Origin of the sequence: Peribacillus cavernae, assembly GCF_003989135.1 — a bacterium.
In the GTDB taxonomy this organism is placed as follows: domain Bacteria; phylum Bacillota; class Bacilli; order Bacillales; family DSM-1321; genus Peribacillus; species Peribacillus cavernae.
Genome location: NZ_RYZZ01000005.1, coordinates 149,808 through 176,651 on the forward strand (window position 1 = coordinate 149,808; position 26,844 = coordinate 176,651).

The 26,844-nt window shown below is 43.8% G+C and carries 29 protein-coding genes; 1 reads left to right on the forward strand and 28 read right to left on the reverse strand.

Going from position 1 to position 26,844, the window contains the following annotated elements:
- Positions 1–9: 9 nt before the first annotated feature.
- From ELQ35_RS03900 to ELQ35_RS04030, 27 genes are all read right to left on the reverse strand, one after another.
- Positions 10–546: a F0F1 ATP synthase subunit delta gene (locus ELQ35_RS03900; protein WP_126863523.1), complete on the reverse strand. Its 537-nt coding sequence runs from the start codon at positions 544–546 to the stop codon at positions 10–12.
- The gene (atpF, locus tag ELQ35_RS03905; RefSeq protein ID WP_126863524.1) at positions 543–1,064 is read right to left on the reverse strand and encodes a F0F1 ATP synthase subunit B; all 522 of its coding nucleotides are present in this window, start codon (positions 1,062–1,064) and stop codon (positions 543–545) included. The genes ELQ35_RS03900 and atpF overlap by 4 nt, the downstream gene beginning before the upstream one ends.
- A gap of 163 nt (positions 1,065–1,227) precedes the next feature.
- Positions 1,228–1,440, reverse strand: coding sequence for a F0F1 ATP synthase subunit C (gene atpE, locus ELQ35_RS03910; protein ID WP_126863525.1), 213 nt, complete (start codon positions 1,438–1,440; stop codon positions 1,228–1,230).
- A 63-nt stretch (positions 1,441–1,503) separates the two neighbouring features.
- Positions 1,504–2,199 (reverse strand): F0F1 ATP synthase subunit A, encoded by a 696-nt coding sequence (gene atpB / locus ELQ35_RS03915; RefSeq protein WP_126863526.1) that lies wholly within the window; start codon positions 2,197–2,199, stop codon positions 1,504–1,506.
- Between the two features lie 22 nt (positions 2,200–2,221).
- On the reverse strand, positions 2,222–2,590 hold the full coding sequence (locus ELQ35_RS03920) for an ATP synthase subunit I (protein ID WP_126863527.1): 369 nt from the start codon (positions 2,588–2,590) through the stop codon (positions 2,222–2,224).
- Between the two features lie 473 nt (positions 2,591–3,063).
- Positions 3,064–5,286: a S8 family serine peptidase gene (locus tag ELQ35_RS03930; RefSeq protein WP_126863528.1), complete on the reverse strand. Its 2,223-nt coding sequence runs from the start codon at positions 5,284–5,286 to the stop codon at positions 3,064–3,066.
- Between the two features lie 203 nt (positions 5,287–5,489).
- Complete coding sequence (gene upp / locus ELQ35_RS03935) at positions 5,490–6,119, reverse strand: uracil phosphoribosyltransferase (RefSeq protein ID WP_126863529.1); 630 nt, start codon at positions 6,117–6,119, stop codon at positions 5,490–5,492.
- 236 nt (positions 6,120–6,355) lie between these two features.
- Positions 6,356–7,597, reverse strand: coding sequence for a serine hydroxymethyltransferase (gene glyA / locus ELQ35_RS03940; protein WP_126863530.1), 1,242 nt, complete (start codon positions 7,595–7,597; stop codon positions 6,356–6,358).
- Between the two features lie 252 nt (positions 7,598–7,849).
- Positions 7,850–8,443, reverse strand: coding sequence for a TIGR01440 family protein (locus tag ELQ35_RS03945; protein ID WP_185861651.1), 594 nt, complete (start codon positions 8,441–8,443; stop codon positions 7,850–7,852).
- 36 nt (positions 8,444–8,479) lie between these two features.
- Positions 8,480–8,926, reverse strand: coding sequence for a ribose 5-phosphate isomerase B (rpiB, locus tag ELQ35_RS03950; RefSeq protein WP_126863531.1), 447 nt, complete (start codon positions 8,924–8,926; stop codon positions 8,480–8,482).
- A gap of 59 nt (positions 8,927–8,985) precedes the next feature.
- Positions 8,986–9,429: a low molecular weight protein arginine phosphatase gene (locus ELQ35_RS03955; RefSeq protein WP_126863532.1), complete on the reverse strand. Its 444-nt coding sequence runs from the start codon at positions 9,427–9,429 to the stop codon at positions 8,986–8,988.
- Positions 9,430–9,610: 181 nt separating this feature from the next.
- A complete protein-coding gene (locus ELQ35_RS03960; protein WP_246025960.1) occupies positions 9,611–10,156 on the reverse strand; it encodes a manganese efflux pump MntP in 546 nt (181 codons plus the stop codon).
- 85 nt (positions 10,157–10,241) lie between these two features.
- On the reverse strand, positions 10,242–11,288 hold the full coding sequence (locus tag ELQ35_RS03965; protein ID WP_185861652.1) for an L-threonylcarbamoyladenylate synthase: 1,047 nt from the start codon (positions 11,286–11,288) through the stop codon (positions 10,242–10,244).
- A gap of 260 nt (positions 11,289–11,548) precedes the next feature.
- On the reverse strand, positions 11,549–11,989 hold the full coding sequence (locus ELQ35_RS03970; protein WP_126863534.1) for a GNAT family N-acetyltransferase: 441 nt from the start codon (positions 11,987–11,989) through the stop codon (positions 11,549–11,551).
- 159 nt (positions 11,990–12,148) lie between these two features.
- Entirely contained in the window at positions 12,149–12,946 is a 798-nt protein-coding gene (gene spoIIR / locus ELQ35_RS03975; protein ID WP_126863535.1) for a stage II sporulation protein R, read from the reverse strand.
- 134 nt (positions 12,947–13,080) lie between these two features.
- The gene (gene prmC / locus ELQ35_RS03980) at positions 13,081–13,950 is read right to left on the reverse strand and encodes a peptide chain release factor N(5)-glutamine methyltransferase (RefSeq protein ID WP_126863536.1); all 870 of its coding nucleotides are present in this window, start codon (positions 13,948–13,950) and stop codon (positions 13,081–13,083) included.
- Positions 13,943–15,013, reverse strand: coding sequence for a peptide chain release factor 1 (gene prfA / locus ELQ35_RS03985; protein ID WP_126863537.1), 1,071 nt, complete (start codon positions 15,011–15,013; stop codon positions 13,943–13,945). The genes prmC and prfA overlap by 8 nt, the downstream gene beginning before the upstream one ends.
- Positions 15,014–15,097: 84 nt before the next feature.
- Entirely contained in the window at positions 15,098–15,553 is a 456-nt protein-coding gene (locus ELQ35_RS03990) for a hypothetical protein (protein WP_126863538.1), read from the reverse strand.
- A 392-nt stretch (positions 15,554–15,945) separates the two neighbouring features.
- Positions 15,946–16,566, reverse strand: coding sequence for a thymidine kinase (locus tag ELQ35_RS03995; RefSeq protein WP_126863539.1), 621 nt, complete (start codon positions 16,564–16,566; stop codon positions 15,946–15,948).
- A 204-nt stretch (positions 16,567–16,770) separates the two neighbouring features.
- The gene (locus ELQ35_RS22510; protein WP_185861653.1) at positions 16,771–16,917 is read right to left on the reverse strand and encodes a hypothetical protein; all 147 of its coding nucleotides are present in this window, start codon (positions 16,915–16,917) and stop codon (positions 16,771–16,773) included.
- 230 nt (positions 16,918–17,147) lie between these two features.
- Positions 17,148–17,348, reverse strand: a complete 201-nt coding sequence (gene rpmE, locus ELQ35_RS04000; protein ID WP_126863540.1) for a 50S ribosomal protein L31 — start codon at positions 17,346–17,348, stop codon at positions 17,148–17,150.
- A gap of 145 nt (positions 17,349–17,493) precedes the next feature.
- Entirely contained in the window at positions 17,494–18,771 is a 1,278-nt protein-coding gene (rho, locus tag ELQ35_RS04005; protein WP_126863541.1) for a transcription termination factor Rho, read from the reverse strand.
- Between the two features lie 363 nt (positions 18,772–19,134).
- Positions 19,135–20,097 carry a class II fructose-bisphosphatase gene (gene glpX / locus ELQ35_RS04010; protein ID WP_126863542.1) on the reverse strand — a complete coding sequence of 321 codons (963 nt, stop codon included), beginning with the start codon at positions 20,095–20,097 and terminating at the stop codon, positions 19,135–19,137.
- Positions 20,098–20,196: 99 nt separating this feature from the next.
- Positions 20,197–21,480, reverse strand: a complete 1,284-nt coding sequence (locus tag ELQ35_RS04015) for a UDP-N-acetylglucosamine 1-carboxyvinyltransferase (protein WP_126863543.1) — start codon at positions 21,478–21,480, stop codon at positions 20,197–20,199.
- Positions 21,481–21,707: 227 nt separating this feature from the next.
- The gene (gene fsa, locus ELQ35_RS04020) at positions 21,708–22,358 is read right to left on the reverse strand and encodes a fructose-6-phosphate aldolase (protein WP_126863544.1); all 651 of its coding nucleotides are present in this window, start codon (positions 22,356–22,358) and stop codon (positions 21,708–21,710) included.
- Positions 22,359–22,545: 187 nt separating this feature from the next.
- Complete coding sequence (locus ELQ35_RS04025; protein WP_126863545.1) at positions 22,546–23,406, reverse strand: class II fructose-bisphosphate aldolase; 861 nt, start codon at positions 23,404–23,406, stop codon at positions 22,546–22,548.
- 308 nt (positions 23,407–23,714) lie between these two features.
- Positions 23,715–24,086, reverse strand: coding sequence for a response regulator (locus ELQ35_RS04030; protein ID WP_126863546.1), 372 nt, complete (start codon positions 24,084–24,086; stop codon positions 23,715–23,717).
- 302 nt (positions 24,087–24,388) lie between these two features.
- On the opposite strand from ELQ35_RS04030, the gene ELQ35_RS04035 reads away from it, so the two are divergent.
- Positions 24,389–24,928: a DUF2529 domain-containing protein gene (locus ELQ35_RS04035; protein WP_126863547.1), complete on the forward strand. Its 540-nt coding sequence runs from the start codon at positions 24,389–24,391 to the stop codon at positions 24,926–24,928.
- A gap of 196 nt (positions 24,929–25,124) precedes the next feature.
- Here the strand turns inward: ELQ35_RS04035 and ELQ35_RS04040 are convergent, their stop codons facing one another.
- Positions 25,125–26,732, reverse strand: coding sequence for a CTP synthase (locus ELQ35_RS04040; protein ID WP_126863548.1), 1,608 nt, complete (start codon positions 26,730–26,732; stop codon positions 25,125–25,127).
- Positions 26,733–26,844 lie beyond the last annotated feature (112 nt).

Below are 26,844 nucleotides of genomic sequence, written 5' to 3' on the forward strand. Positions count from 1 at the left end.
TAAAGAATGTTAACCTAACAGTTCTTTTTCCAGGCGTTCAAGCTTGCCGCTCACGCTTCCGTCATAAATACGGTTGCCGATGCGAAGCTTAATTCCGCCCAAAACACTGCGGTCTACAATATTTTCAATTCGTAATGTTCTTTTTCCAACTCTCGCTGCGAATGCAGAAGAAACGGCTTTCCGTTCTGAATCGTTTAACAGGCGCACAGAATACACATGCGCTTCAGCAACCGATCTTTCTTCATTGGCAAGCTCAATAAAATCAATTGCCATCTGTGAAATGACATCTGTACGATGGCGGTCAGTCATCAGCAGTAATGTATTTTTGACCTGAGTTGAAAGACTTGCGAACGCTTCTCCAATGACCCTTTTCTTCTCTTCTACTGATACCTTCGGATGCTGCAGGAAAGATTGAAATTCATTGTTATTTGAGAATACTTCTTTGATTGCACGGAGCTCTTCTTCTGTAGAGTCCAGAAGATTCTGCTCTTTGGCAATTTGAAAAAGAGCTACCGCATAACGCTTAGCTACCGACGTATCGCTCATCGCTCTTCTCCTGCCTCTTTAATGTACTCACTGATCAATTTTTCCTGATCCGCTTCGGAAAGTTCCTTTTCGATTACTTTAGATGCAATCAGAACAGATAAGGAAGATACCTGTTCGCGCAATGCCGCAACCGCTTTTTCCTTCTCCTGAACGATTTCACGTTTTGCTGATTCTTTTAAGCGATCAGCTTCTGCTCGTGCCACTGTGATAATATCTTCACGCTGCATCTCGCCTTGTTTCTTTGCGTTTTCGATAAGTTGTCCCGCTTCAGTACGTGATTGTTTTAACAATTCACGCTGTTCTTCCAGATAATTGCTGGCTTCTGCTCTTCTCGCTTCAGCTGCTTTAATTTCATTTGCTACATGTTCTTCACGTTGTGTCATGATCCCCATTAACGGACCCCACGCATATTTCCTAAGTAACGCTAACAAAATGAGGAATATGACAAGCTGGAATAAAATATCTCCGCCATTAAATCCTCCGCCTGCTGCACCCAGTACCAAACCACTTGTTAACACATCATTCACTCCCTTCAGAAGCTATTTATACACCGATTAAAGGCTACCTGCTATCGGCTGTTTATTAAATACTGTAATAGGATATACAGTGATTAAGGGCATAAAGGAATGGCGAAGGTTCACATGGAACGCACTTCGCCATTTTTGAACTTTTAAGGTTCTATTATTGACCTAATACTATGAACGCAATAACTACCGCGATGATAGGCATCGCCTCTACTAAACCTACCCCGATGAACATTGTTGTTTGAAGCATGCCGCGAGCTTCTGGCTGGCGGGCGATCCCTTCCACTGTCCTTGAAACGATAAGACCGTTACCAATACCTGCACCTAGTGCTGCTAAACCAATTGCGATTGCTGCTGCAATAAGACCCATTATAAATTTCCTCCTTAAGTTGCTTACATTTTTTTATTTTACAGTTCTTAAATGAACTTATATTTAATGGTCATCACTGACTTTATGAGCCAGATAAACCATTGTTAACGTAACAAAAATAAACGACTGGATAGCGCCTACGAAAACACTGTAGCCCATCCAAACTATTGTAGGAACAATCGCCCCTATCAAGCCAATAATTCCGCTCGCAGCCAATGTTCCTGCCAGTAAACTTAACAGGACTTCACCAGCATAGATATTACCGTATAAACGCAAACCGAGAGTCAGGGTATTTGAAAACTCCTCGATTAATGTCATCGGATTTTTATAAGCTTTTGCGTAACCTTTGAAGCCTTTCATTTCTATACCGTAATAGTGCGTTAAACCCATAACCAAGACTGCAAGAGTCAATGTTACAGCCGGATCGGCTGTTGGTGATTTCCACCAGAGATAATCATCATAAACAACCGCAAATGGAAGCCCCAGCATATTCGATACGAATATGTACATGAGCAAGGTCATGCCAAGCAATTGGAAACGGCCACCTGTTCTCCAATCCATCGAATTGCTAATCATGTTTTTAACGAAATCCATGACCCATTCCATGAAATTCTGCATGCCGGTTGGTTCCATCGCAAGTTTACGTGTGCCAAGGACAGCGATTAAGAAAACGACCGCACTTGCCACAGTTATCATTAAAATATTACTTAAATTAAAGGTTAAACCCATGAAATCAACTGTTGGTGCTAAATGATTCAACTATATTCACCTCTCTTCCCCACTATCGACGTTTTAAGTGAATGAGAAAATCTATAACAATGACAATATAAGCTGTCATTAGTCCCAATACTACACTAATGAGATTGAATTGTTCGGGGTACTCAAGGGCAATAATCGCCGCAAGGGCAGCGGACGCCAATCTGGACATCGTACCTAATGACCTGAACTTCTCCCCCGAGTTAATAGCCGCTTCAAACGCACGCATCCTCCGGTTGATCAACCATAAATTAAACACACCGAAAGCGGTGCCGAGCGCCAATCCTGCAAAAACATCCTGATAATCGGTAAAACCCCAGCCGAAGGCGCAAATCGCCAAAAAGTAAAGAAGATATTTAAGATGTCTTTTATACGTAGTTTGCAAATCTGGCATTTTACGGTTAGTCTCCCGAGAAATATTGTTGGACAGTACGGAGCATAGATTCCTACTGCAAGTCCTATGAGAAGGCCGATTATTAAAGATATCGGCTCGACATCAAGTGTTCTGTCCTGTCATCAACAGTAATTATGCCAATCAAAACTTGATCCGATAGTTGGGAAATAATGGCAGACATTAAAGCCGTGGTCTAAAAGGGGTTCCGATTTTTTTGACGCATATAGCATCCTCGCGGTTGATTAGTAGAGGATATAAATTATTACTTTCATTGTGCAAAAGTAGTAAAAAAAGATGTAGCGAGGATTCTGAAAACCCTCTCATTTATATCCTTTGTTAGCATACAATAGGCTCCCTATTAATGTCAACGAATCCACCGTGAAATTTGCCCCTTTTGTGAAATAGTTAACTAAATGTTCACATTTAATCTATGATCCATGTTTAATCGATATTTTTACAGACCCAAACCTTCTTCATTCGAGCAAAATACTTGTTTCGATCCTATCCTCTTTTCCTGCCTTCTTCGCAAAGATTACCGCTTTGTATATTCCCTTAGAAGGAAGCCCATCTCTTGGAATTTCCTTTTCGACCATTCCGCCTGTCTTATTCCTTCCCCAGTCCATGAATCCTGCAAATTGCAGGCTATCGATGTCGTATAGAGCGATCCCATATTCATCAGCTCCGCGCGGCAAATACATTTCATACCGGTAAAACCCTTCTTTATCGCCTTCTCCAAAATCAAAGCCCATCACGCGCGGATAATCCGGCTCTTCTTTTACATACAGAAATGGCATGCTAATGCGGTTAGTTCCTTCCATAAGTGTAAGGTAGCCATCGTAAATCCCTTTTTTCATTACTTTCGGGTTGGCCTGCAGTCCAATAGAGAGATGTTTTTTCTCTCCCGGCTTCAGCGTAAAAGACGAGGGAAGATTCCAGGTAATTCCTTGTTCACTTCTGGGAATTTCAAACGAATAATGCTTTGGCACTTTTCCGCCATTTTCAACCGTCACTTTATCCTGATGCTCATCAATTCCTTCCTTTTTTTCATACATGCCAAAGGATAATGAGCTTGGAATCAACAGGGAATCCGCCTTAATCGCTTGTTCTATTTGCAGCCTTCCTGCTCCCTGCTCAAAGGTCCGGTATAATTCCCGGCTGTTTTTTTGCAGCGGTTTGGAGGTAGACATCAGCGCGGCTTTAACCTGCTCCGGCTTCCAGTCAGGGTGTGCCTGCAAAATCAGTGCACAAGCACCGGCGACATGGGGTGCTGCCATGCTGGTCCCCTGCAACGATAAATATCCCGAAGGAACCGTGCTTTCGATCGCTACTCCCGGAGCCAGGAGATCGGGCTTTATCCTCCAGGTAACCGTAACCGGTCCTCTTGAACTGAAATCGGCTAATTGATCCTCTTCCTTCCTGTGAATAAATCGAACGTTGTGAATTTTTTTCATAGTGATTTGCTCTTTTAATGCTTCCCCTGCTTTTTGATGGATCGATACAGCAGGGATTTTTGTTTTTTCCTCAAGGGAGCCAGTGAACCCGCCCTTTGTATTGTTATAGATGATGACAGCTTTCGCCCCAGCCTTTTCTGCGTTTCTCACTTTCTCGGCAAAGGTAAGTTTTCCGCGTTTAAGCAACACTACTTTATTTTTGGCTCTTCGCAGTTCATCCCTGTTTCCGATTCCGCCGTATGTCATATTCTCTGAAAAGCTGAGGTCCCACTTTTTTGAACCCTGAAGAGGGAACAGTCGGACTTCCTGTCTATGGCCGCCCAGCCCTGTCAGAAGAAAGGGGATTTCAAGCGGCGGGGTTGAAGCTCCTACTGAAATCGCTTTTTCCGCCGTGCCTGGAGACCCGACCGTCCAGACATCCGGGCCTGAGTTTCCAGTTGATGTTACGGCGACAATCCCACTTTTGACCGCTTTGTTTAACGCCTGGGAAATGGGAAGGTCAGGCCCGTTGATGTTATTGCCTAGTGAAAGATTCAAAACATCGACTTTATCTTTAATGGCTGTATCAATAGCAGCCAGTACATGCTCGGTGTTACCAACACCGCCGGGGCCTAAGGCACGGTAAGCAATAATCTCTGCTTCCGGCGCCACCCCTTTCATTTGTCCATTGGCCGCGATAATGCCTGCGACATGGGTCCCATGGACAGTGGACAATCCGCCGCGTCCCTTTGTTTCCATCGGGTCAGTATCTCCATCTACAAGATCGCGCCCATAACGGTAAGACCTGCGAAGGTCAGGATGTTCATAATCTATTCCTGTATCTATCACTCCTACCTTGATTCCCTTACCGGTAATCCGCTGATGTTTTTTGTCAAACAAATGGCGTATTTTATCGCCGCCGATAAAAGGAACGCTTTCGTCTATCTCAGCGTGATAAAAAGCCACTTTCGAGACATAGCCGATGGCGCTTTCTTTTTTAAGCATGGCAATTTCTCTGGATTTTCCCATGACCGAAAAACCAGATAAAGCATATTGATAAATATGACGAACCTTTAAGGAAGGGTATTTCTTAACAAGTTGTTTGATGGATATTGGATCAGCCGGCCCTTTTAAAGTAACGATGGCTGTCGTTGTTTCCGATGGAGTGATCTTCGGAAGCGGAGGAATGCGAACAGCCGAAAACGTCGCTGACATCGGTGCAATCAATAACAATAACAATAAAAAAAAACTGATTTTTCCTCTCATACTGCTCACCCCCTTTTCTTACTAGGTTTTCACAGCCGTAATAAGCTATGCAACAAACATGAGAAAAGGAGAAAACCGCCCATAACGGACGGCTGAAAGATCAATCTTTTAATGGATTATACACGTTGGCGGAACATCAGTTTGTTATAAAAAGCAACGGATTGTTCCTGCAATATGGTTCTCTGATTTACCTCACTTCAGGCTTATTTTGTTCCAAACAATCGGTCACCCGCATCACCGAGGCCTGGGATGATGTAGCCGTGGTCATTCAGCTTTTCGTCAAGTGCTGCAATATAAATATCTACATCCGAATGCGCAGCTTGTAACGCTTCGACTCCCTCAGGGGCGGCAATTAAGCACATGAATTTAATATTCACTGCCCCGCGCTTTTTAATGGAATGAATCGCTTCAATCGCCGATCCGCCTGTTGCAAGCATTGGATCCACTACAATACATTCCCTTTCTTCTAGATCGTTTGGAAGCTTTGCATAATATTCGACGGGCATTAATGTTTCAGGGTCACGGTAAAGGCCGATATGTCCAACTTTCGCTGCCGGGATCAACTTCAGGATGCCATCAACCATTCCGATTCCGGCACGAAGGATTGGAATGACTCCAAGTTTTTTTCCGGAAAGCATTTTTACAGTCGCTTTTTTGACCGGTGTTTCAATTTCCACTTCCTCGAGCGGAAGATCTCTTGTAATTTCAAAAGCCATCAAAGTTGCGACTTCATCCACCAGTTCGCGGAATTCCTTTGTTCCTGTATTAATATCTCGTATATACGCCAATTTGTGTTGAATTAATGGATGATCAAACACATATACCTTTGCCATAAGAAGGATCTCTCCTTTTTCCTTTATTATTCTTTTCCTGCTGGAAACGACTTTTCATTCCAATCACACTTCACTCATTTTACAGAAAAAGAAATCATAGTTCAATAAAGAAAAGCGGAAGCCCTTTTATTAAGTAGCTTTATATCCTGTGCGATGCTGGAGCTAAACGCCAGTCATGCTCTATTTAAAATCTATTATATAAAAAAGCCGTCTCCACACCGGGAAACGGCTTTTGTTTAGAATGATGGATACAGTTCGTATTTCCCTGAAAGAGCTTCTACACGCTGTCTGGCTTCCTCCAGTTTTGATTCATCCTCATGGTTTTTGAGAACCAGCCCAATAATCGCTGCTATTTCGTCCATATCTTCCAACCCGAAGCCGCGCGTGGTCACAGCTGCGGTACCGATACGGATGCCGCTCGTCACAAACGGACTTTCCGTGTCGAAAGGAATGGTATTTTTATTAACAGTAATTCCGATATCATCTAGTGCTTTTTCGGCTATTTTGCCTGTCAGTTCAATCGAACGAAGATCCAATAATAGCAGGTGGTTATCTGTACCGCCGGAGACCAGGTCCAGACCTTCCTTTGTTAAGGCTTCGCCCAAACGGTTTGCGTTCTCGATGATCTGCTGTGAATATTGTTTGAAATCGTCCTGTAAAGCTTCGCCAAACGCGACAGCTTTAGCGGCAATTACATGCATCAATGGACCGCCCTGGATTCCAGGGAAAATCGATTTATCAATTTTCTTTGCGAATTCTTCTTTGCATAGAATCATTCCACCGCGCGGGCCGCGCAGAGTTTTATGAGTGGTTGTCGTCACAAAGTCGGCAAAAGGCACTGGGTTTTGATGAAGACCTGACGCGACAAGTCCAGCAATGTGGGCCATATCCACCATTAGATAAGCGCCGACCTCATCCGCAATTTCCCGGAAGCGTTTAAAATCGATCTCACGCGGATAGGCGCTAGCTCCGGCAACAATTAGCTTAGGCTTATGCTGGCGCGCTTTTTCCAGCACATCGTTATAGTCGATTAACTGTTTTTCCTTGTCTACCCCGTATTCCACGAAATTATATTGAACGCCGCTGAAGTTAACCGGGCTGCCGTGTGTTAAATGGCCGCCATGCGAAAGATTCATGCCAAGAACCGTATCCCCAGGTTCAAGAATCGTAAAGTATACGGCCATGTTTGCCTGTGCGCCTGAGTGAGGCTGAACATTGACGTGTTCTGCACCGAAGATTTTCTTTGCACGGTCACGGGCCAAGTCTTCAACGACATCGACATATTCACAGCCGCCGTAGTAGCGTTTGCCGGGATAACCTTCTGCATACTTATTTGTTAAAACAGATCCTTGAGCTTCCATTATGGCTTCACTTACAAAGTTTTCAGAAGCAATCAATTCGATCTTGCTTCGTTGGCGGCCTAATTCATCTTGGATAGCTTTAAAAACTTGTTCATCTTGCTTTGCTAAACGATTCATTGGAATCCTCCTTCTGGTTTTCAGGTTTTTTATGTATATTTTTTAAAGGGAAAATACGTTGATAACCATTTTCCGAAAATTCTTCTCTATTTTAACACGTTCGTTCTGGTAACGGTAGTGGAAAAATGATGATTTATTCGAACATTATAGGAGAGTTATTTTTAAATCGTTCGTTTTTAGCGTGTATAAAATCATTTTCTGAGCGTCAATTGTGTTTTTTTTACTAAAAAACCCTCTTCAGGAAAGGGCTTTTTACATACAGCTTTCGTTATCTTTTTGTTTTTCATAGACAGCCCTTAATCCGCCAATCAATTTCGGCCGCGTCTTCGCCATTGTCACATGGGCATGCCCAACTTCTTTAATCGTACTTCTGACCGGAACAGCTACCTGTTTGAGATGCATCCCGATGAAGGTATCGCCGATATCAATGCCGGCATCTGCTTTAATATGCTCTACTACGACGGCATCTTCAATATGATTATAAGCATAAGCAGCCATCGCACCCCCGGCTGTCCGGACTGGAACGACCGATACTTCCTCATATCCCCGGTTTTCTGCGATTTTGCGGGGAAGCACTAACGCCCGGTTGATATGCTCGCAACACTGAAAAGCAATTTGCACCCCTGTTTCCTTCTGCAACGAGATCAGTTCTTCGTAAATCATCCCCGCTACTTCCAGGGTTCCGTTTGTACCAATACGTTTTCCAGCCACTTCACTTGTACTGCAGCCGATCACCAACAACTTCCTGTCCGTTAATTGAGCTTCCGATTGAAACTCATGCAAAAGAGCATGAAGTTGTTCCTTCCATACCGCCAGTTCATTTGAAATAGATGTTTCGATCTCCATGAAAAACTCATCCTTCCTGGGATCATGTATAAAAGTTTACAGATTCTTTTCCTCATAATCAGCTATTTTGCCGATCCGATTCGCATGCCGGCCAGCCTCGAATTCAGAAGTTAGCCATGTTTGGGCGATCTCTCTGGCAAGGCCTGGTCCAATGACCCGTTCACCCATCGCAAGAACATTGCTGTCATTATGCTGGCGCGTTAATTTTGCGCTATAAACATCATGGACAAGCGCACAGCGGATTCCCTTTACCTTATTTGCAGAAATGGACATGCCGATTCCTGTTCCGCAAATTAAGATTCCTTTATCAAACTCGCCTCGAGCCACTTTTTCAGCTACTGGCAGTGCATAATCCGGATAGTCCACTGAGGTTTCACACTCACAGCCGAAATCCTCATATTGAATGCCAAGCTCGTCCATCAATTTCTTGATTTCCTCACGAATATTCATCCCGCCATGATCAGATGCAATCGCTACCTTCATAGATATGCTCCTCCTTTTGAACCCGTCCAGTTTATTTTATCATACCTTATTTAGCTTCTTCAAAACGTTAACTTTTTAATTAGCTGGTTAATCAAACCAGTAAGCTCTACGAAAGTTTCATTATAGGTTTTCTGGGATCCTCCAAACGGATCGGAAACGTCTCGATCTTTTATATCAGGAAAAATAAATTCTTTTAAGGTAAACATTTTTTCAATTGCTTTTGGATAGGAAGCCATAACCAGCGATTTGTGCGCTTCCGTCATTGTAAATATATGGGTAGACCAATCAATATTGTTTTCTGTTAAGGGCAACGATGAGTGATGGTGCCTGATTGAATTCTCCGCTAACACGTTTTTTGCATATAGCGAGGCATCCTGGCCGACTGCCGCGAACACGCCAGCGGATTTCACTTCAATGCCGGGAATATTCCTGTTCTTCAAAATCGCTTCCGCCATCGGACTTCTGCACGTATTTCCTGTACAAATAAATAAAACTCGAATCATGAAGTTCTGCCTCCTTTCTGCCCATTATAATTCAAAAGCTGCAAATTCTATAGCCATCTTTTGTTGTTCCGATCTAAAGGATCAGATCATATCCTTCATGACTCAAGAAAATTTCCGCAACGGCCTTTTCCTGTTGAAAAAAACTAACCTATGGAAAAAACCCCAAAAAGGGGCCTTAAAATTAAACAGTAAATAACAGCTTCAGCCCGAATGCAAAAAGGATACTTCCGCCCAGCACTTCACTGTACACACCGAAAAGTCCTTGTACCTTCCTGCCGGCCAGTAGCCCCAACCATGTTAGAATAGTCGCTGCAAAACCAAAGCACGCGATCGAAAGTACCGTTTTTGCTCCATAAATCCCAAGCGTTAAACCAACCGAAAAGCTGTCCAAGCTTACACTAAGGGCAAAGATAAACAAGCCCATTCCGACTGGAGCAAGCAGCGAGCCTTCATCGCCCTTGATACCCGAAATAAACATTTGCAGCCCAAGGATTAAAAGCAAAATACCGCCGGCGTAAGACGCAAAGGTTCCAAACTGGCTTGAAAGAAAGCGGCCGGCCACGATCCCAAGCAAAGGCATCCATATATGAAAAAAGCCGACTGTCAATCCAATGAAGAAGACCTGTTTAAGCCTTAGTTTAAACATCCCCATTCCTAGTCCAACAGAAAAGGCATCCATTCCAAGCGCAAACGCCATCAGCATTAATGTAAGCAATTCTCCAGCCATGTACTAAAACCTCTCTTCCCTTGGACGTGCTCACTTCATGTTATGCATGTCCACTGGGAAATAGAAGTTGATGGAAGAAAGTCGACTACATCTGTTTTACCACCTCGTGTCCCGCTGCCTTTAGCAGTCTGTTCATGATCGCCTCACCGATACCCGTCACCGGGAAAACCTCGCCAAAAATGAAATCCGCCTCGAGTTCATCGAATTTCCGCAATGTATCGTATAAGCCCGTAGCTACTGTGTATAAATCACTCGACGTACCGGGTGCTAAAATATAATCTGCCTTGATCTCATTTTCATGTTCTTTTGCGATAAATACTCCGACCTTTAAGCCTTGTAATTTCTTTTCATCAATCAATTCCTGCATGAAGGATAGATTTCCATCCACTAATATAAAGGGCGCCTTTGGTGCATAATGGGTGTATTTCATGCCGGGCGATTTTGGAGCGGCGGCCTTATTTTTTAAAGCTGCATCTACTCTAACCTCGCCAATCACCGCCTCGATTTCTTCCCGGGTCACACCGCCTGGCCGAAGGATGACCGGGGTATTCTCTGTACAATCCAGCACGGTCGACTCGACCCCGATTCCCGTTGCCCCTCCGTCTACTATCGCCGCAATTTTGCCGCTTAAGTCATCCTTCACATGCTGGGCAGTTGTCGGGCTTGGCCGTCCGGATGTATTGGCACTGGGAGCGGCAATTGGAAGGCCGCTTTCCTGTATGAGACACAAGGCCACCGGATGATCCGGCATCCTGATAGCGACAGTTTCAAGGCCTGCTGTTACCAGGTCCGATAACTTCCCTTGTTTTTTATTAAAGATCAAGGTGAGCGGTCCCGGCCAAAAGGCCTCAATTAATCTCTCAGCTTGTCCGGGAACATCCTCTACCAATTCATCAAGCTGTGTTCTGGATGCAATGTGGACAATCAACGGGTTATCGCCCGGACGCCCTTTTGCCATAAAGACTTTTTTTACCGCTTCATCACTTTTCGCGTTTGCGCCAAGTCCATATACCGTTTCTGTCGGGAACGCAACCACTTCATTTCTTATTAACATCTGTGTGGATTGTGTAATTTGCGGGTAATTTCGTAAGTTATCCACATTTTTATCCACTGTCCAGAATTCCGTTTTCACTATAGACACCTTCAATCACTTTCATGTTACTGGCGGACCAGAAACCCTATATTATCATAACAATATAATCCTTATTCGATATATCGCAGAAAGCTTCTTAGGAAAGTATAAAATAAGGAAAAAGTGAAAACAAGTTTTATCCACAGATTGTGGGTAAAACAATACATTCTGTGGATAAATTTGTGGATATATTAATTGTTTTTACTTAAACGGAAAGATATCTCCAACCTTTACCTTTTGTGTCAAAAGATAAGTAGTCATCATAGCGGGCGGTACAGAAACTGACAGTCATCCATACCTATCAACTTCTTTCCGTGCTCAGAAGCGTAAAAGACTGTCGGCAGCTCCAGTGGCTCTACCTTCTTGAAACCAAGTGCTTCAAAGAGTTGAAGAGAACTCTGTTTCGTGGCTAAATAGACGCTGTGAAGCTCATGTTTTTTCGCGACCAGCAAAATCTGCTGCAGCAAGGCAGGGATTTTTTCATACGGAAAAGATGGATTGAAAACGAACGACCTGAGCAGCCCAATATTTTTAATTGGTTCAATGCCTACCGCAGCAACCATCTTTCCTTCCGCATCACGGGCCAACAAGTAATATTCAAATTTACTTTTTACTCCTTCTGTGCTCACATTCGCTCCTGCCAAAAACTGCACCAGTTCATGAACATCCTTTTCTTCCGCTTGTTGAAAATCAGATGCCATAGTCTATCATCTCCCCTATTTTCTATCATCTCTAGTAATAGGTATATGAGAGAGACTGTGGTCTAGAACATTTTTATTGACGGAATTTGTGGATAAATTGTGGATAAATATACTCATTAATTAATGAAATGCTCTTGTTTACTAAAAAGTGACATTGCATTAAAAAATCTCGGAAAATAGCTCCGCCACGAATGACTTCACGACGACTGGCGATTCATCTCGGCTTACATAAATCTGTTTTTCCTTTTCTGAATTCCGTTCTAAAATCCGTTCTGATTCCAGTTCCGCTTGCTTCGCGTTTGAGACTATTACTGGTTCACTGTTTTTTTTACTTTTTACCGTTTTGACCTTTGCTTCATCTTCTTTAATAGCGTTTTTCTTTTCTCCGTTTTGTTGCTCTGAGTGGATTTCATTTGTATTTTCCTCCTCATACGGGCTCTTGCTTACTGCTGTTCCGTTTGAAAAATCCAGGAAGCAAAGGGGCGGGAACAATACACACCACCAATTGGCGCCTTCCCCTTTACCGAGGGTTATCACGATCGCTTCATATTCACCAGCCGGATAAAGATATTGCCCGTAGAGCTTTGTCGGGAACTCCGCTTTGCCGAAATTCACTTTCACCTTCTGGTCAATACCCTGTTCATCAACAATTTTTTCCGCTGTTTGCTGGATATCTGGCAGATGGGATTTAATGACTTTTTTGGCTTCTTTCAATGAAGTCAGGTCTTCCACCCAGCCTGTAATATTTTGATTCACTTCATCCCTGATCAGGCGTTTGACATCCTGATCTGCTTTTTTATCGCTGTTTGCGAGGATGCGAAGCCGGATTGCTTCTTTAGGAATGATTACTGTCTCTTCCGTTTTTGCGGCACTTTCAACTTTTGGCATATATATACTTAAAATCGTCCCGATTGTTAAGATTAATAGATAGGCAATCGATAAATACTTTTTATTCATGTCAATTCTCCTCCCCTGCACAAATACAGTCTCGCCAGCTTGCCTGTATCCTAAACTAGTAAAATCATTTATTTTAAGAAAAGCGGCCTAATAAAAAAGGATTTGGCCCCCGAAGAGGACCAAATCCTTTTTCATCATCTTATCTCTGCAAACACCATGCGGTCTTTTCCATTTATGTCAAATTCAATCGACACAGCCGCACCTGGAAAAGTATCCTGGAGCATATCGGCGACAGCCTCTCCTTGCCCTGCTCCTATTTCAAATCCTATCAAGCCGGGCTGCTTGACCACCTGCGGCAGTTCTACCATGAAACGCCGGTAAAAATCGAGTCCGTCTGTTCCGGCAAATAAAGCCATGTGCGGCTCATGCCCGGTAACCACGACAGACATTGATTCCTTATCAGAATCAGGAATATAAGGCGGATTGGACAATATGATATCTAGCTTACGGTTGCTTTCGATAAAAGGCTGCAGCAAATCACCCTGTACGAAAGTCACGTCAGCTTCAAGCTTTCTTGCATTAAGCCGGGCGACATCAAGAGAAACTTCGGCAATATCTGTTGCCATGACAGTCAACAAATCCGGTTTTTCAAGCTTCATCGTAATTGCAATTGCTCCGCTCCCTGTCCCTATATCGGCTAATTTCAGTCTTTTTTTACTGGGCAGTTTTGAAACTTTCTTAAGCGTATGGTAAATGAGCTCTTCCGTTTCCGGACGCGGAATCAGTACTTGTTTATTCACGATAAAAGCACGTCCGTAAAATTCTTCTGTGCCAATAATATGCTGGACAGGCGTACCGGATACATGGAGCTCTACCGCCTTTTGAAATTCTTCGGCGGTTTCCGCAGGAAGGATGGTCTGTAAATTAGCAAATAGCTGTGACCTGTTCATGTTCAATAAGTGCTTTAACAAAATCTCTCCTGCATTTTCATCCCTGTCGTTTGCCATTAAAAAAGAAGAAGCCCATTTCAGGGCTTCGTATACCTTTGTGAACGAATTATTCATCCGCGTTTTGCAGCCTGGAAGATTGATCTTCAACAATTAAGGCGTCAATGATTTCATCAAGCTTCCCTTCGATAATCTGATCGAGCTTTTGGATCGTCAGACCGATACGATGGTCAGTCACGCGGTTTTGCGGGAAGTTATAAGTACGAATACGTTCCGAACGGTCTCCTGTCCCAACAGCAAGCTTGCGGTTTTGGTCGTATTCTGCCTGGGCCTCCCGCTGGAACTTATCGTAAACACGGGCGCGCAGGATCTTCATTGCTTTTTCTTTATTTTTGATCTGTGATTTTTCATCCTGCATGGATACGACCGTCCCGGTCGGAAGATGCGTAAGACGGACGGCAGACATCGTTGTATTAACACTTTGGCCGCCCGGTCCGCTGGAAGCGAATGTATCCACACGGATATCCTTTTCATGGATTTCCACTTCCACTTCCTCAGCTTCAGGAAGCACCGCTACTGTCGCTGTCGAAGTATGAATGCGGCCGCCTGATTCCGTTTCCGGTACACGCTGAACACGGTGTGCACCATTTTCGAACTTCAGCTTAGAATAGGCACCGTTCCCGTTTATCATGAAGATGATTTCTTTAAATCCGCCCAAACCGGTAGGGTTCGAATCCATCACATCAATTTTCCAGCCCTGTACCTCCGCAAAACGGCTGTACATTCGGTAAAGGCTTCCTGCAAAAAGGGCTGCCTCGTCCCCGCCGGCTGCTCCGCGAATTTCCATGATTACGTTTTTATCATCGTTAGGGTCTTTTGGAATAAGAAGGATCTTTAGCTTTTCTTCGAGCGAGTTGATGTTCTCCTGGAGCTCATTCAACTCTTCCTTGACCATTTCACGCATGTCCGGATCCAGCTTTTCTTCAAGCATTGCTTTGGCATCCTGGTATTGGTCGTGCACTTCCTTATATTCCTTATACGTTTGTGCGGTCTCCTGGATATCAGATTGCTCCTTGGAGTAATCCCTTAGCTTTCTGGAGTCGTTAATAATCTCAGGATCACTCAATAATTCATTCAATTTTTCATATCTATCTTCTACAGCCTGTAAACGATCTAACACGTTATTCACCTCGTCGGTTTAAAACTTATCCATAACATGTTAATTATAGTATAGGTGAATGAACAACGTCAAAGCCATTCAAGATTAATCTTCACCAGCAGGTTCCATGTTGACTTCAATGTTATACCTCGGAAGCGCTTCCGTAAGCATGCGCTTTATCCGCTTTCTCTCTTGTTTTCTTTGTTCATCGGAATCAATTTTTCCATTGTCATGGATAGTGACACTAAGGCTATTGCCCTTCTGCCAGACTCCTCCTGCTTCATATTCTGTATTCGCCTCAATAATCTGTCTGGCCTTCTGCACTTCAGATCCGGTGTTTGGCGTGACATTCGAATTGCTTCCAGGAGTATTTAACAGCTGGTCAGACGGTTGTTCGACAGCATCGTTATTGTCGTTTACTGCCCTTCCCGGTTTATTGGAAATGAGAGTTGTCCCATTTTTCGTTTCCTCTCCATAGCCTGCTTCTCTATCTTCGTTCGTGCTACAGCCTGCTATCACAGTTAAAATGACAGCCGCACAAAATAGCATCCCTTTTCTCATATGGATTGCACCTCCTGACATTAGCATTCCCTATTCAAAAAGGATGTTGCAAAAATGTCAGGTCCGGATAAACTTCCTGCATCTATTCTGGACTTCGAGCAGCGGCCTCAGGTTATGGTGGGTTCTTGATTTCGGTGACAAAAAACAAAGTTTCGGTGATAAGAACAAAAGCGCAAGCGCCTTGTTCAGCCCAGACAAGCATAAGACGAGCATCTGTATGGGGAGCGGTTTTCTCCCCATCTGATGATTGGCTTATGACCTCGATGGGCTAGGCGCTGGAGCTGGATGCAGATAACCACAATTAAGTTATCCACATAAAATTAAATCTGTAGTTTCCTTAGTTTTCTATAAATAAAAAAACTGCTTAAGACAAGGTCCTCAAGCAGCATGCATTACAATTCGGATAACTTTAACGCTTCTTCATTTATATTGCTATTTTTCCCCGGTACCTCATGATGATGTCTGCAGCGGGGCTCATATGATTCGGAAGCTCCCACGAGAATGACGGGATCATCATAGGAAGCGGGGGCTCCGTTGATTAACCGCTGCGTCCGGCTCGCAGGCGACCCGCACACGGCGCACACCGCTTGCAGTTTTGTGACTGATTCAGCCAATGACATTAGAAAAGGTACGGGGCCGAATGGTTCACCACGGAAGTCCTGGTCCAGCCCTGCCAGGATGACGCGATAACCGCTGTCCGCAAGATGCTGGGCAACTTCTACAATTTCCTCATCGAAAAATTGCACCTCATCGATCGCAATGATATCTAATTTCTCATCGAGATATTTAAAGATATCTGTAGAATGCGAAATGGATCTCGCCATTATCGAGGTGCGGTTATGCGATACAACAGCTTCTTCCGCATAGCGATTATCTAAGGCAGGCTTAAAGACGGCTATTTGCTGTTTCGCAAATTGAGCACGGTTCACCCTTTTAATCAATTCCTCGGATTTGCCGGAAAACATGCTGCCGCAAATAAGCTCAATCCAGCCTGATTGTTTCATTTCGTACATTGAAACAGCCTCTCCCTTCCACAAATCGGTCCTTCTCATCGACAAAAAGGACATTCTTATAATTACAGGATACGTCAAAACATTTCCGATTGTTCCCCCACTGGATACCAATAACGTCCCCAACAATAGAAAAACAAACCTAAAAAGGCATATGCCTGATAGGCAACAAAGAACAAAAGCGCAAGCGCCTAAAAGGAACGTCGACTAACATCCGCCACGTCCTGTGGCGAACGTCGACGTCAGCACATCCTGTGCAAGTCCGACAAGCATAAGACGAGCAGCTGTATGGGGAGCGGTTTTCTCCCCATCAGATGATTGGCTCATGACCTCGAGGCCGACTAAAATTGCCACGTCCTCATGTCTTCGTCGGCACTAGCACGTCCTGTGCGTCGGGGCTAGGCGCTGGAGCTGGATGCAGATAATCAAAATTAAGTTATCCACATAAAATTCAATCTATAGTTTCCTTTACAGTAAAAAAAACAGGCAAGGAAATATGCTTGCCTGTTTTTTTAGAACACTTCAGCAGTGAGTGAAGGATAAATAAAACTCCCATCCAGAGATGGAAGTTTCATCTAATCAAATTACTTTATGCCGTATTTTTTGTTGAAGCGATCAACACGTCCGCCAACTTCAGCGAACTTTTGACGTCCAGTATAGAATGGGTGGCATTCAGAGCAAGTCTCAACACGCACTTCATTTTTCACAGAACCTGTTTCAAAAGTATTCCCGCAAGAACATGTAACTGTTATCTTTTTATAATTTGGATGAATTCCAGCTTTCATTCTTTTCAGCTCCTTCTGCCCTGAATCATTCGAAACAGAGTTATATACTTCAAGGGGGGAAATAATCCCTCACCTATTTTGTAAAAACACATTGTGCTAATTATAGCAATTAGAAAATGTTTTTGCAACAACTTGTTAGACATTACTAAGCGCGCTTTGCTGTTGCACCTTTTTTCATTTCTTCTTCCAGCTTGCTGAAAAATTCTTCATTGCCACTAGTTTGTTTTAAGCGGCGCAGGAATTTCTCGGCAAAATCCGGGGAATCAGACATTGTTTTACGAATCGCCCATAGCTTATCAAGATGTTCTTTTGGAATAAGCAGCTCTTCCTTGCGCGTTCCGGAACGCCTGATATCGATGGCAGGGAAAATACGTCTCTCCGCCAATGAGCGGTCCAGATGAAGTTCCATATTACCTGTCCCTTTAAATTCCTCGTAGATGACATCGTCCATACGGGAACCTGTATCGACTAGGGCTGTCGCCAGAATCGTCAGGCTTCCGCCTTCTTCAATATTCCTTGCTGCCCCAAAGAACCGTTTTGGCCTATGGAATGCAGCCGGATCAATCCCTCCGGAAAGCGTTCTTCCGCTTGGCGGAATTACCAGGTTATAGGCACGTGCCAGCCGGGTGATGCTGTCCATCAGGATGATGACATCACGCTTATGCTCAACAAGGCGCATCGCCCTTTCTAGCACTAGCTCGGCCACTTTAATATGGTTTTCGGGCACTTCATCAAACGTCGAGCTGACAACATCACCTGCAACTGAACGTTCAATATCCGTTACCTCTTCCGGACGTTCATCAATCAACAGAACGATAAGCTCTGCTTCTGGATGGTTTGTTGTGACTGCGTTGGCAATCTCCTTTATCAGCATCGTTTTACCCGCTTTTGGAGGGGCCACGATCAAACCGCGCTGTCCAAAACCGACCGGAGCCAAAACATCCATGATCCGCGTAGATAAGTTTTTGTGGACGGTTTCCAATTTAATTTGCCTGTCAGGATACAAAGGAGTCAGTCCTGGAAAGTGAACCCGTTCTTTCGCTGATTCAGGGTTATCCCCATTTACCGCTTCCACATGAAGTAATCCGTAATACCGCTCGTTTTCTTTGGGCGGCCTTACCTTGCCTGAAACCTTATCTCCGTTTCGCAAATCGAATCTGCGGATCTGCGAAGCTGAAATATAAATATCCTCTGAGCTTGGAGAATAGTTAATTGGACGCAGGAACCCGAAGCCCTCGGATGGGATGATTTCCAGTACCCCTTGCATGAAGAGCAATCCATCTTGCTCTGCCTGCGCTTTTAAAATCGCAAAAATAAGTTCCTTTTTGCTAAGTTTGCTGTAGTAGGATACTTTATATTCGCGTGCGTGCTCATATAGATCCTTTAGTTTCATGTTTTCTAAATTTAAAATGGTTAAATTCATTATGACACCACACTTTATTTAATTAAACGTTTTCACCCATACTGAACAAAAGAAATAGGATATGGACGAAACCATATATCCGGACAAGGGTATTCTTTTTTAGAAAGGATGATACATTCTTTGGGTAAAGAGAAAATAGTTGAAGGCTTCCTTGAAGTTTTGGAGTAGTATTGCAGAATGATCTCTCTATCTTTTATTAAAACAAGCTTAATTGTACTTTTTTTATAAGAAATATTCAACTTAAATTTATTTATAGCGAAAGCGAGCGATTATCGCCCGCTTTTAGGGCCTTGTAAAAAGGTACCCATCATTCCAAATTCACAGTGCTAAACTTTTTAATAATGAATAAAAAGAAAAGCTCTTCTACCTGATAACCAGGTTTGGCTTCTTCTTCAGGCTGTGCCGGCCTTCAATGAATCGGACGGTTCCCGATTTTGCACGCATGACAAGAGAGTGTGTCTCTCCATAATTACCTTTAAACTGGACGCCTTTTAACAATTCTCCATCTGTCACACCAGTCGCGGCAAAAATGGCGTCATCACCACGGACAAGGTCTTCCATTCTAAGAACGCTGTTCAAATCTATGCCCATCTTATGGCAGCGCTCCGCTTCCTGGTCATTTTGCGGAAGGAGTTTGCCCTGAATCTCACCGCCGAGGCATTTAAGTGCCACCGCAGCAATCACTCCTTCAGGTGCCCCCCCTGTGCCGAACAAAATATCCACACCGGTCTGGTCAAAGGCTGTATTGATGGCACCGGCGACATCGCCATCATTAATTAATTTAATTCGTGCGCCTGCTTCACGGAGCTCTTCGACTATTTTCGAGTGGCGCTCGCGGTGTAATACCGTCGCGACAACATCCTGGATATCTTTATTCTTTGCCTTTGCCACTGCTTTCAGGTTGTCCAAAACAGAAGCGTCAATATCGATTTGCCCGACTGCCTCAGGCCCAACTGCAATCTTATCCATGTACATATCCGGAGCATGAAGGAGGTTGCCGTTATCAGCGATGGCTAATACCGCTAAAGCGTTCCATCCTCCTGAAGCAACAATGTTCGTTCCTTCCAGAGGGTCAACCGCAACATCTACACGAGGGCCATACCCGGTACCAAGCTTTTCGCCGATATACAGCATCGGCGCTTCATCCATCTCGCCTTCCCCGATCACGACAGTCCCTTTCATCGGTACTGTATCGAAGACATCCCGCATAGCCGAAGTAGCCGCATCATCTGCTTCTTCTTTTTTTCCTCTTCCCATCCAACGCGCTGAAGCCAAAGCGGCTCCTTCCGTTACGCGCACCAGCTCCATAGATAAGCTTCTCTCCATTATTGGTTCCCCCTCAGTGCTACTTAACTATAATTACATAATAATTAGTATAACACAATCTCTTCATTATCGTAACACATTAAGGCACTGGGACTATATTCAATTTTTCAACTGCTCTACTTCCTCTTCGGACATCTTTTCTCTCCAGATCGTTGCACCAAGACCGGAAAGTTTTTCGGCAAGATGGCTGTAACCCCGGTCAATATGTTCCAGGCCGGTTACCTCCGTGATTCCCTCTGCAATTAACCCAGCTATGACAAGTGCAGCTCCTGCACGGAGATCACTTGCTTTTACCTTGGCTCCCTGAAGCTGGATTGGGCCGTTGATAATCGCGGATCTGCCTTCTACTTTAATATTGGCATTCATCCGCCGAAGCTCGTCTATATGTTTAAAACGGGCCCCGTATATCGTATCGGTTACAACACTGGATCCTCCTGCCCTGGTCAATAATGAAGTGAATGGCTGCTGCAGGTCGGTAGGAAAACCAGGATAGACGAGCGTTTTTATATCAACGGACTTAAACTCAGCACCGGGAGAAACGAAAATCTGATCATCCCCTGCTTCGATGTTGACACCCATTTCCCTTAGTTTAGCTGTTAGAGATTCTAGATGCTGGGGAATGACATTATCAATCAAGATGCCTTGTCCGACAGCTGCAGCCAGAATCATGAACGTCCCTGCTTCTATCCGGTCAGGAATGATTGTGTGTTTGCACCCGCTTAAGTTCTCAACGCCGTCGATGCGGATGACATCTGTTCCGGCCCCTTTAATTTTCGCTCCCATATTGGTCAGCAAAGTAGCTACATCGATAATTTCCGGTTCTTTTGCAGCGTTTTCAATGACTGTCCTTCCTTTTGCCAAAACAGCTGCAAGCATGATATTGATTGTAGCGCCTACACTGACAACATCGAGGTAGATACGCGCGCCCCTAAGCTCGTCCGCACGCAAATAAATCGCACCCTGCTCATTTGTCACCTGTGCACCTAGTGCTTCAAACCCTTTGATATGCTGGTCGATTGGACGCGGCCCTAAATGGCACCCTCCTGGGAGACCAATCACCGCTTTTTTGAATTTCCCAAGCATGGCACCCATTAAATAATAGGAAGCACGGAGCATCTTGACTCGTCCATTCGGCAATGGCATTGAAATCATCTTGCTGGGATCGACCGTCATTTCTCCATCATGAAAAGAAACCGTTCCGCCTATCTCTTCAAGGAGGCCCTTTAAAATTTGCACATCCGAGATATCAGGCAGACCCTCGATTGTAACCGGAGAATCAGCAAGTATAGTAGCAGGTATAAGAGCAACTGCGCTATTTTTCGCACCGCTTACACGGATGCTGCCTTTCAACGGATAGCCGCCTGCAATTTTAAGCTTTTCCATAATAAACTCCCTTCTACTCTGAGCAGTTAAAAAGACATCTTTGACATACACCCATTCATTTAGGAATTATTTCCCAAGACAAATGTATATAATCCGACATTATTTTCTTTCCATTTTATTAGTTTACACAAAAAGAGAAAAGTCATGTAAAAATTTTGAAAAAAATTTAAAAATGGGCGAATAGCCACAGCTGTTCTTTGTATGCAGAAGTAGGGAGAAAGTTCAGATTATGCTTCCTCGCGGGCATTCCAGTCAGCAAGGAAAGCCTCAATGCCTTTATCGGTCAGCGGATGCTTGAATAGCTGCATCAGCACCTTATATGGGATCGTGGCAATATGCGCCCCATTTAAAGCAGCTTCCGTAATATGCATAGGGTGCCGAATCGAAGCCGCGATAATTTCTGATTGAATATCGTGAATCGCGAAAATATCGGCGATATCCGAAATCAAATGCATGCCATTGAAGCCGATATCATCAAGGCGGCCCAGAAACGGTGACACATACGTCGCTCCCGCTCTTGCAGCAAGCAATGCCTGATTCGCACTGAAAATTAACGTAACGTTTGTTTTAATGTTTTCCTTTGTTAAAGCCGAAACAGCTTTAAGCCCGTCTGGGGTCATCGGAACCTTAACGGTAATGTTCGGCGCAATCGCGGAAAGCACTTTCGCTTCCTTCATCATCCCTTCAAAATCAAGAGATATTACCTCTGCACTGACTGAATCCTGCACCAAGCTCGTGATTTCTTTCAAACGGTCATGGAAGGAAACGTTCTTTTCCTTTGCGACAAGTGACGGATTCGTTGTTACGCCAGCGAGAACGCCAAGTGCGTGGGCCTCGCGAATTTCATCAATATTAGCGGTATCAATAAAAAATTTCATCTTAAAACCTCCATCTCTTTTTCAACTATATAAGCATACTTTTGTGAATGGTGTAAATGGCGAATTTGTAATTGTCAATAAATATAAGAGAAAAGGGCCTTTACCCATGACATAATGCCGCCTTTTCTAGGGTGGGCATTTGCTTTATGGAGAATCAGACCCTTATTGGGATATATCTAATTTTAGATTACTCAGCTTTTCCGTTTGAACCAAATTCGCGGATTTTGCCGACAACCGTTTCCTTAATTGCATCACGGCCCGGTCCGATATATTTACGGGGATCGTATACGTCAGCATCTTTGTTCAGGACCTCGCGGACAGCCTTTGTGAAAGCGATCTGGTTTTCCGTATTTACATTGATCTTGGAAGTTCCCAGTGTTACTGCCTTTTGAATATCCTTAGTTGGAATGCCTGTACCACCGTGTAATACTAACGGAATTCTTGTTAAATCACGTACTTCTTCCATTTCTTTAAAGCCGAGGTTAGGCTCGCCTTTATAAGGTCCATGGACAGAACCCAGGGCAGGTGCAAAGCAGTCAACACCTGTGCGTTTGACTAATTCTTCACACTCTTTTGGATCAGCATAAATAACACCATCGGCTACTACATCGTCTTCCTGTCCGCCAACAGTACCTAGTTCAGCTTCAACAGAAACTCCTTTAGCATGGGCATATTCGACAACTTTTGAAGTTGTTTCGATATTTTCTTCCAAAGGATGGTGAGAAGCGTCGATCATAACGGAAGTGAAGCCCGCATCAATCGCTTCCTTACACTTGTCAAGGCTTGAGCCATGGTCAAGATGGATTGCCACAGGGACAGTGACCTTCATATCTTCCAATAAACCTTGAACCATCATGACAGTTGTTTTAAAACCGCCCATGTGACGTGCTGCACCTTCTGATACACCAAGGATGACCGGTGATTTTTCTTGCTCTGCAGCAGCTAAAATCGCCTGAGTCCACTCCAGGTTATTAATATTGAACTGGCCGACTGCATATTTACCCTCAAGGGCTTTATTAAGCATATCTTTCATTGATACTAAAGGCATTTAATTTCCTCCTAGCAAATGTTCTCCTGCAAATGCAGATTCTCTCTAGAATTTCCCCTTAAATATGCAGTTACATACCACATGGATTTCCGGGAAATTTCAAAATCACTCTTAGCATATCAGGACAGAAAAAAAACAGCAACAAATTCAAACGAAAGTCGAAATGACCCGTTCTCTTAAATCATAAAAAAATACGGCTTATATTTCAGGAGATAAGCCAGTCCTGAAATACGGCCGCAGGGTTATATTCAATATTTGCGAGAGTACATTTCATTAATATGAATTACAAGTATGAATGACCATTATTATCATGACTTTCGCACGAGCAAATAATCTTTAACCGCTTTTCGTATATCATCAATATCAAAAGGTTTAGCAAAATGAGTCATGGCCCCTAAGTCCTTGGCTTTTTGAATCATATCTAATTCGCCATAGGCAGTCATTATAATGACTCGAATATCCGGATCAAGCTGCTTCATGCGTTTCAAAATTTCTATGCCGTCCATTCCCGGAATCTTCATGTCCAACAGAACTAAATCAGGAGAATGTTTTGTCACAATATCCAGCGCTTGCACACCGTTAGCGGCTTGGAACGTATTATACCCCTCTTTGTTAAGCACTTCATTGAGCAAAATTCTGATTCCAAATTGATCATCTACAATTAATATTTTTCCTGCCATTCTCGCACCTCTTCCTAATCTGAAGAAATAAATAGCTGTACACTTGAAAAACTATCATGACTACCATCTGCCCAGTCTATGTATGTATGGTATATAACCCTGAAGCCAGCCGTGTTTCCCCTGTCAAACACATAAATAAAGCTATTTTTATATATTCGCTAAATATTTCCCGAAATCCTGCTTGCCGGGCGGAAACAATTTGCAGATTTTATTTCCCGGCAAGTGTTCCCCTATCGTTCGCTTTCGGGAATTCATTGATTTATACTAAACGGTGACGATAATTTTTAAAGGAGTAAAACAACATGTTAAAAATGTTTTCGACCCAGATAAGCGGGTTGTTTAAAAAGATAATGGACGGAGAAGAGTTTTCGTTTGAGGACTGTGCCCGATTGCTGGCCCAAGCTTCCATCGGAGACGGTACCATTTACATACATGGTTTTGGAGAAATGCAGGGAATCCTTGCAGAAGCATTGGGAGGTGCGGAACCGTTCCTGTCCGCTATGCCTCTATATGATGCTGGAAATGAGCTGGCTGCGATTACAAGCGCGGACCGGGTTCTGGTTTTTACCCGGCATTCGAACGACAGCGGAGCTTTGCAGCTTGCCCGGCAGCTTCAGGAACAAGGGATCCCTTTCACCGCAGTGTCCACCCTCGTTCCATTTGCCGAACACTCACTGGACAAACTGGCAGATGTGCATATGGATTTACGCCTTCAAAAAGGGTTGCTTCCGGATGATAGCGGAAACAGGGTTGGCTTCCCAACGTTGATAGCGGCTTTGTTTGTTTATTATGGGATCAAATTTACTTTGGATGAAATACTACAGGAGTATTCGGAAGAATGATCGACAGTAATTGATTTAGTCTGGATAGTATACGGTGCGTTTTAGAAAGTAAATCGTCCGGGTTGGGTAGTAGTTGAAATGATTTGGATTGTAAACCATAAAGTCCGAAAAAAAGTTGAAAACGCCTGGATGGCTATTCCTATCCAGGCGTTTTTTTTATCCAAATTACGACATGTTTGTTTCAAAGCTGATTCATTTAAAGTTTTTCGCTGCACTTTAGAGAGGCTTCAACAAAGTCACGGAACAACGGCTGGGGCCGTGTCGGTCTTGAAATAAACTCCGGATGGAATTGTGAAGCAACAAACCATGGATGATCCTTGATTTCAATGATTTCCACAAGACGTCCGTCCGGGCTTGTACCTGAGAAGGCAAAGCCTTCAGCTTCCAAAGCCTTTCGGTAGTGGTTGTTGAATTCAAAACGATGGCGGTGTCGTTCATAGACTACTTCATCCTGATAAGCAGCATGGGCTTTTGTCCCTTCCACTAGCTTACAAGGATATAACCCTAGCCGCAGTGTTCCCCCGAGATCTTCTATATCCTTTTGCTCTGGAAGCAAATCGATAATTGGGTAAGGAGTCTCCAGATCAATTTCTGTTGAATGGGCACCTTCAAGCCCCAACACGTGGCGGGCATATTCTATGGAAGCAAGCTGCATGCCCAAACAAATGCCGAAGAACGGTTTTTTATTGATACGCGCATATTCGATAGCGGAAATTTTCCCTTCAATGCCGCGGTCACCGAATCCGCCCGGTACAAGGATTCCGTCAGCATCCCCTAGAAGATCTGCCACATTTTCACGGGTAACATCCTCTGCATTGACCCAGTTGATTTTGATATCGGCGTCAAATGTATAGCCTGCATGCTTCAGTGCTTCTACTACAGAAATATATGCATCCTGGAGTTCAACATATTTTCCAACTAATGCAATGGTGGTAGTTTTTGAAAGGCTGGTAACTTTTTGCACCAACTCTTTCCACTCATCCATATTCGCTTCACGGCAGTCAAGCTTTAGATGGTCACAAACGATTTGATCCATCTTTTGCTCTTGCAGTGCCAGTGGAACGGAATACAGCGTATCGGCGTCCTGGCATTCGATTACAGCTTTCGTATCTATATCGCAAAATAATGCGATTTTGTCTTTCATATCCTGGGAAATTGGCATTTCCGTACGGACGACAATGATGTTCGGCTGGATGCCCAGACTGCGCAGCTCTTTCACACTGTGCTGTGTCGGCTTCGTTTTCATTTCGCCGGCTGCCTTAATATACGGGACAAGCGTACAATGAATATACATCACATTATCCCGGCCAATGTCACTTTTGATTTGGCGAATGGCCTCAAGGAATGGCAATGACTCTATATCGCCTACTGTTCCGCCGATTTCCGTGATTACAACATCTGCATTCGTTTCATGCCCGGCACGGAAAACACGCTCTTTGATTTCGTTGGTAATATGGGGGATAACCTGTACCGTTCCTCCTAAGTAATCACCGCGGCGCTCTTTTCTTAAAACAGCAGAATAGATTTTACCCGTTGTTACGTTACTGTGTTTTCCGAGATTAATGTCAATGAACCTTTCATAATGGCCCAAGTCCAAATCGGTTTCAGCACCATCATCCGTTACGAAAACTTCTCCATGCTGATACGGACTCATCGTTCCTGGATCGAGGTTAATATACGGATCGAATTTTTGAATCGTTACATTCAGCCCCCGGTTTTTCAAAAGCCTTCCAAGCGAGGCAGCAGTAATCCCTTTGCCTAATGAAGAAACCACTCCGCCTGTCACGAAAATATATTTTGTCATGTCTTTTCCCCTTTTTTAATCTTTTTATCTAACTATCACCCAGGCCGAACCATTAAAAGTCCAAACCTGATCTGTTTCCCCATGTAGTTTTTCCCTTTAACGAGAAATCATT

Bases quoted from the DNA above. Each gene is read 5' to 3' on its own strand.
- ELQ35_RS03945 (WP_185861651.1), bottom strand. From the start codon at position 8,443: ATGGAGATCGAAACATCTATTTCAAATGAACTGGCGGTATGGAAGGAA.
- ELQ35_RS04015 (WP_126863543.1), bottom strand. From the start codon at position 21,480: ATGGAAAAGCTTAAAATTGCAGGCGGCTATCCGTTGAAAGGCAGCATC.
- ELQ35_RS03930 (WP_126863528.1), bottom strand. From the start codon at position 5,286: ATGAGAGGAAAAATCAGTTTTTTTTTATTGTTATTGTTATTGATTGCA.
- glpX (WP_126863542.1), bottom strand. From the start codon at position 20,097: ATGGAGAGAAGCTTATCTATGGAGCTGGTGCGCGTAACGGAAGGAGCC.
- ELQ35_RS03990 (WP_126863538.1), bottom strand. From the start codon at position 15,553: ATGAGAAAAGGGATGCTATTTTGTGCGGCTGTCATTTTAACTGTGATA.
- ELQ35_RS04025 (WP_126863545.1), bottom strand. From the start codon at position 23,406: ATGCCTTTAGTATCAATGAAAGATATGCTTAATAAAGCCCTTGAGGGT.
- rpiB (WP_126863531.1), bottom strand. From the start codon at position 8,926: ATGAAGGTAGCGATTGCATCTGATCATGGCGGGATGAATATTCGTGAG.
- ELQ35_RS03900 (WP_126863523.1), bottom strand. From the start codon at position 546: ATGAGCGATACGTCGGTAGCTAAGCGTTATGCGGTAGCTCTTTTTCAA.
- ELQ35_RS03970 (WP_126863534.1), bottom strand. From the start codon at position 11,989: ATGGCATCTGATTTTCAACAAGCGGAAGAAAAGGATGTTCATGAACTG.
- ELQ35_RS03960 (WP_246025960.1), bottom strand. From the start codon at position 10,156: ATGGCTGGAGAATTGCTTACATTAATGCTGATGGCGTTTGCGCTTGGA.
- spoIIR (WP_126863535.1), bottom strand. From the start codon at position 12,946: ATGAATAAAAAGTATTTATCGATTGCCTATCTATTAATCTTAACAATC.
- upp (WP_126863529.1), bottom strand. From the start codon at position 6,119: ATGGCAAAGGTATATGTGTTTGATCATCCATTAATTCAACACAAATTG.
- fsa (WP_126863544.1), bottom strand. From the start codon at position 22,358: ATGAAATTTTTTATTGATACCGCTAATATTGATGAAATTCGCGAGGCC.
- rpmE (WP_126863540.1), bottom strand. From the start codon at position 17,348: ATGAAAGCTGGAATTCATCCAAATTATAAAAAGATAACAGTTACATGT.
- atpE (WP_126863525.1), bottom strand. From the start codon at position 1,440: ATGGGTCTTATTGCAGCAGCAATCGCAATTGGTTTAGCAGCACTAGGT.
- ELQ35_RS03955 (WP_126863532.1), bottom strand. From the start codon at position 9,429: ATGATTCGAGTTTTATTTATTTGTACAGGAAATACGTGCAGAAGTCCG.
- glyA (WP_126863530.1), bottom strand. From the start codon at position 7,597: ATGAATCGTTTAGCAAAGCAAGATGAACAAGTTTTTAAAGCTATCCAA.
- ELQ35_RS04040 (WP_126863548.1), bottom strand. From the start codon at position 26,732: ATGACAAAATATATTTTCGTGACAGGCGGAGTGGTTTCTTCATTAGGC.
- ELQ35_RS04035 (WP_126863547.1), top strand. From the start codon at position 24,389: ATGTTAAAAATGTTTTCGACCCAGATAAGCGGGTTGTTTAAAAAGATA.
- prmC (WP_126863536.1), bottom strand. From the start codon at position 13,950: ATGAATAATTCGTTCACAAAGGTATACGAAGCCCTGAAATGGGCTTCT.
- ELQ35_RS03920 (WP_126863527.1), bottom strand. From the start codon at position 2,590: ATGCCAGATTTGCAAACTACGTATAAAAGACATCTTAAATATCTTCTT.
- ELQ35_RS04030 (WP_126863546.1), bottom strand. From the start codon at position 24,086: ATGGCAGGAAAAATATTAATTGTAGATGATCAATTTGGAATCAGAATT.
- rho (WP_126863541.1), bottom strand. From the start codon at position 18,771: ATGAATTTAACCATTTTAAATTTAGAAAACATGAAACTAAAGGATCTA.
- ELQ35_RS03995 (WP_126863539.1), bottom strand. From the start codon at position 16,566: ATGTACGAAATGAAACAATCAGGCTGGATTGAGCTTATTTGCGGCAGC.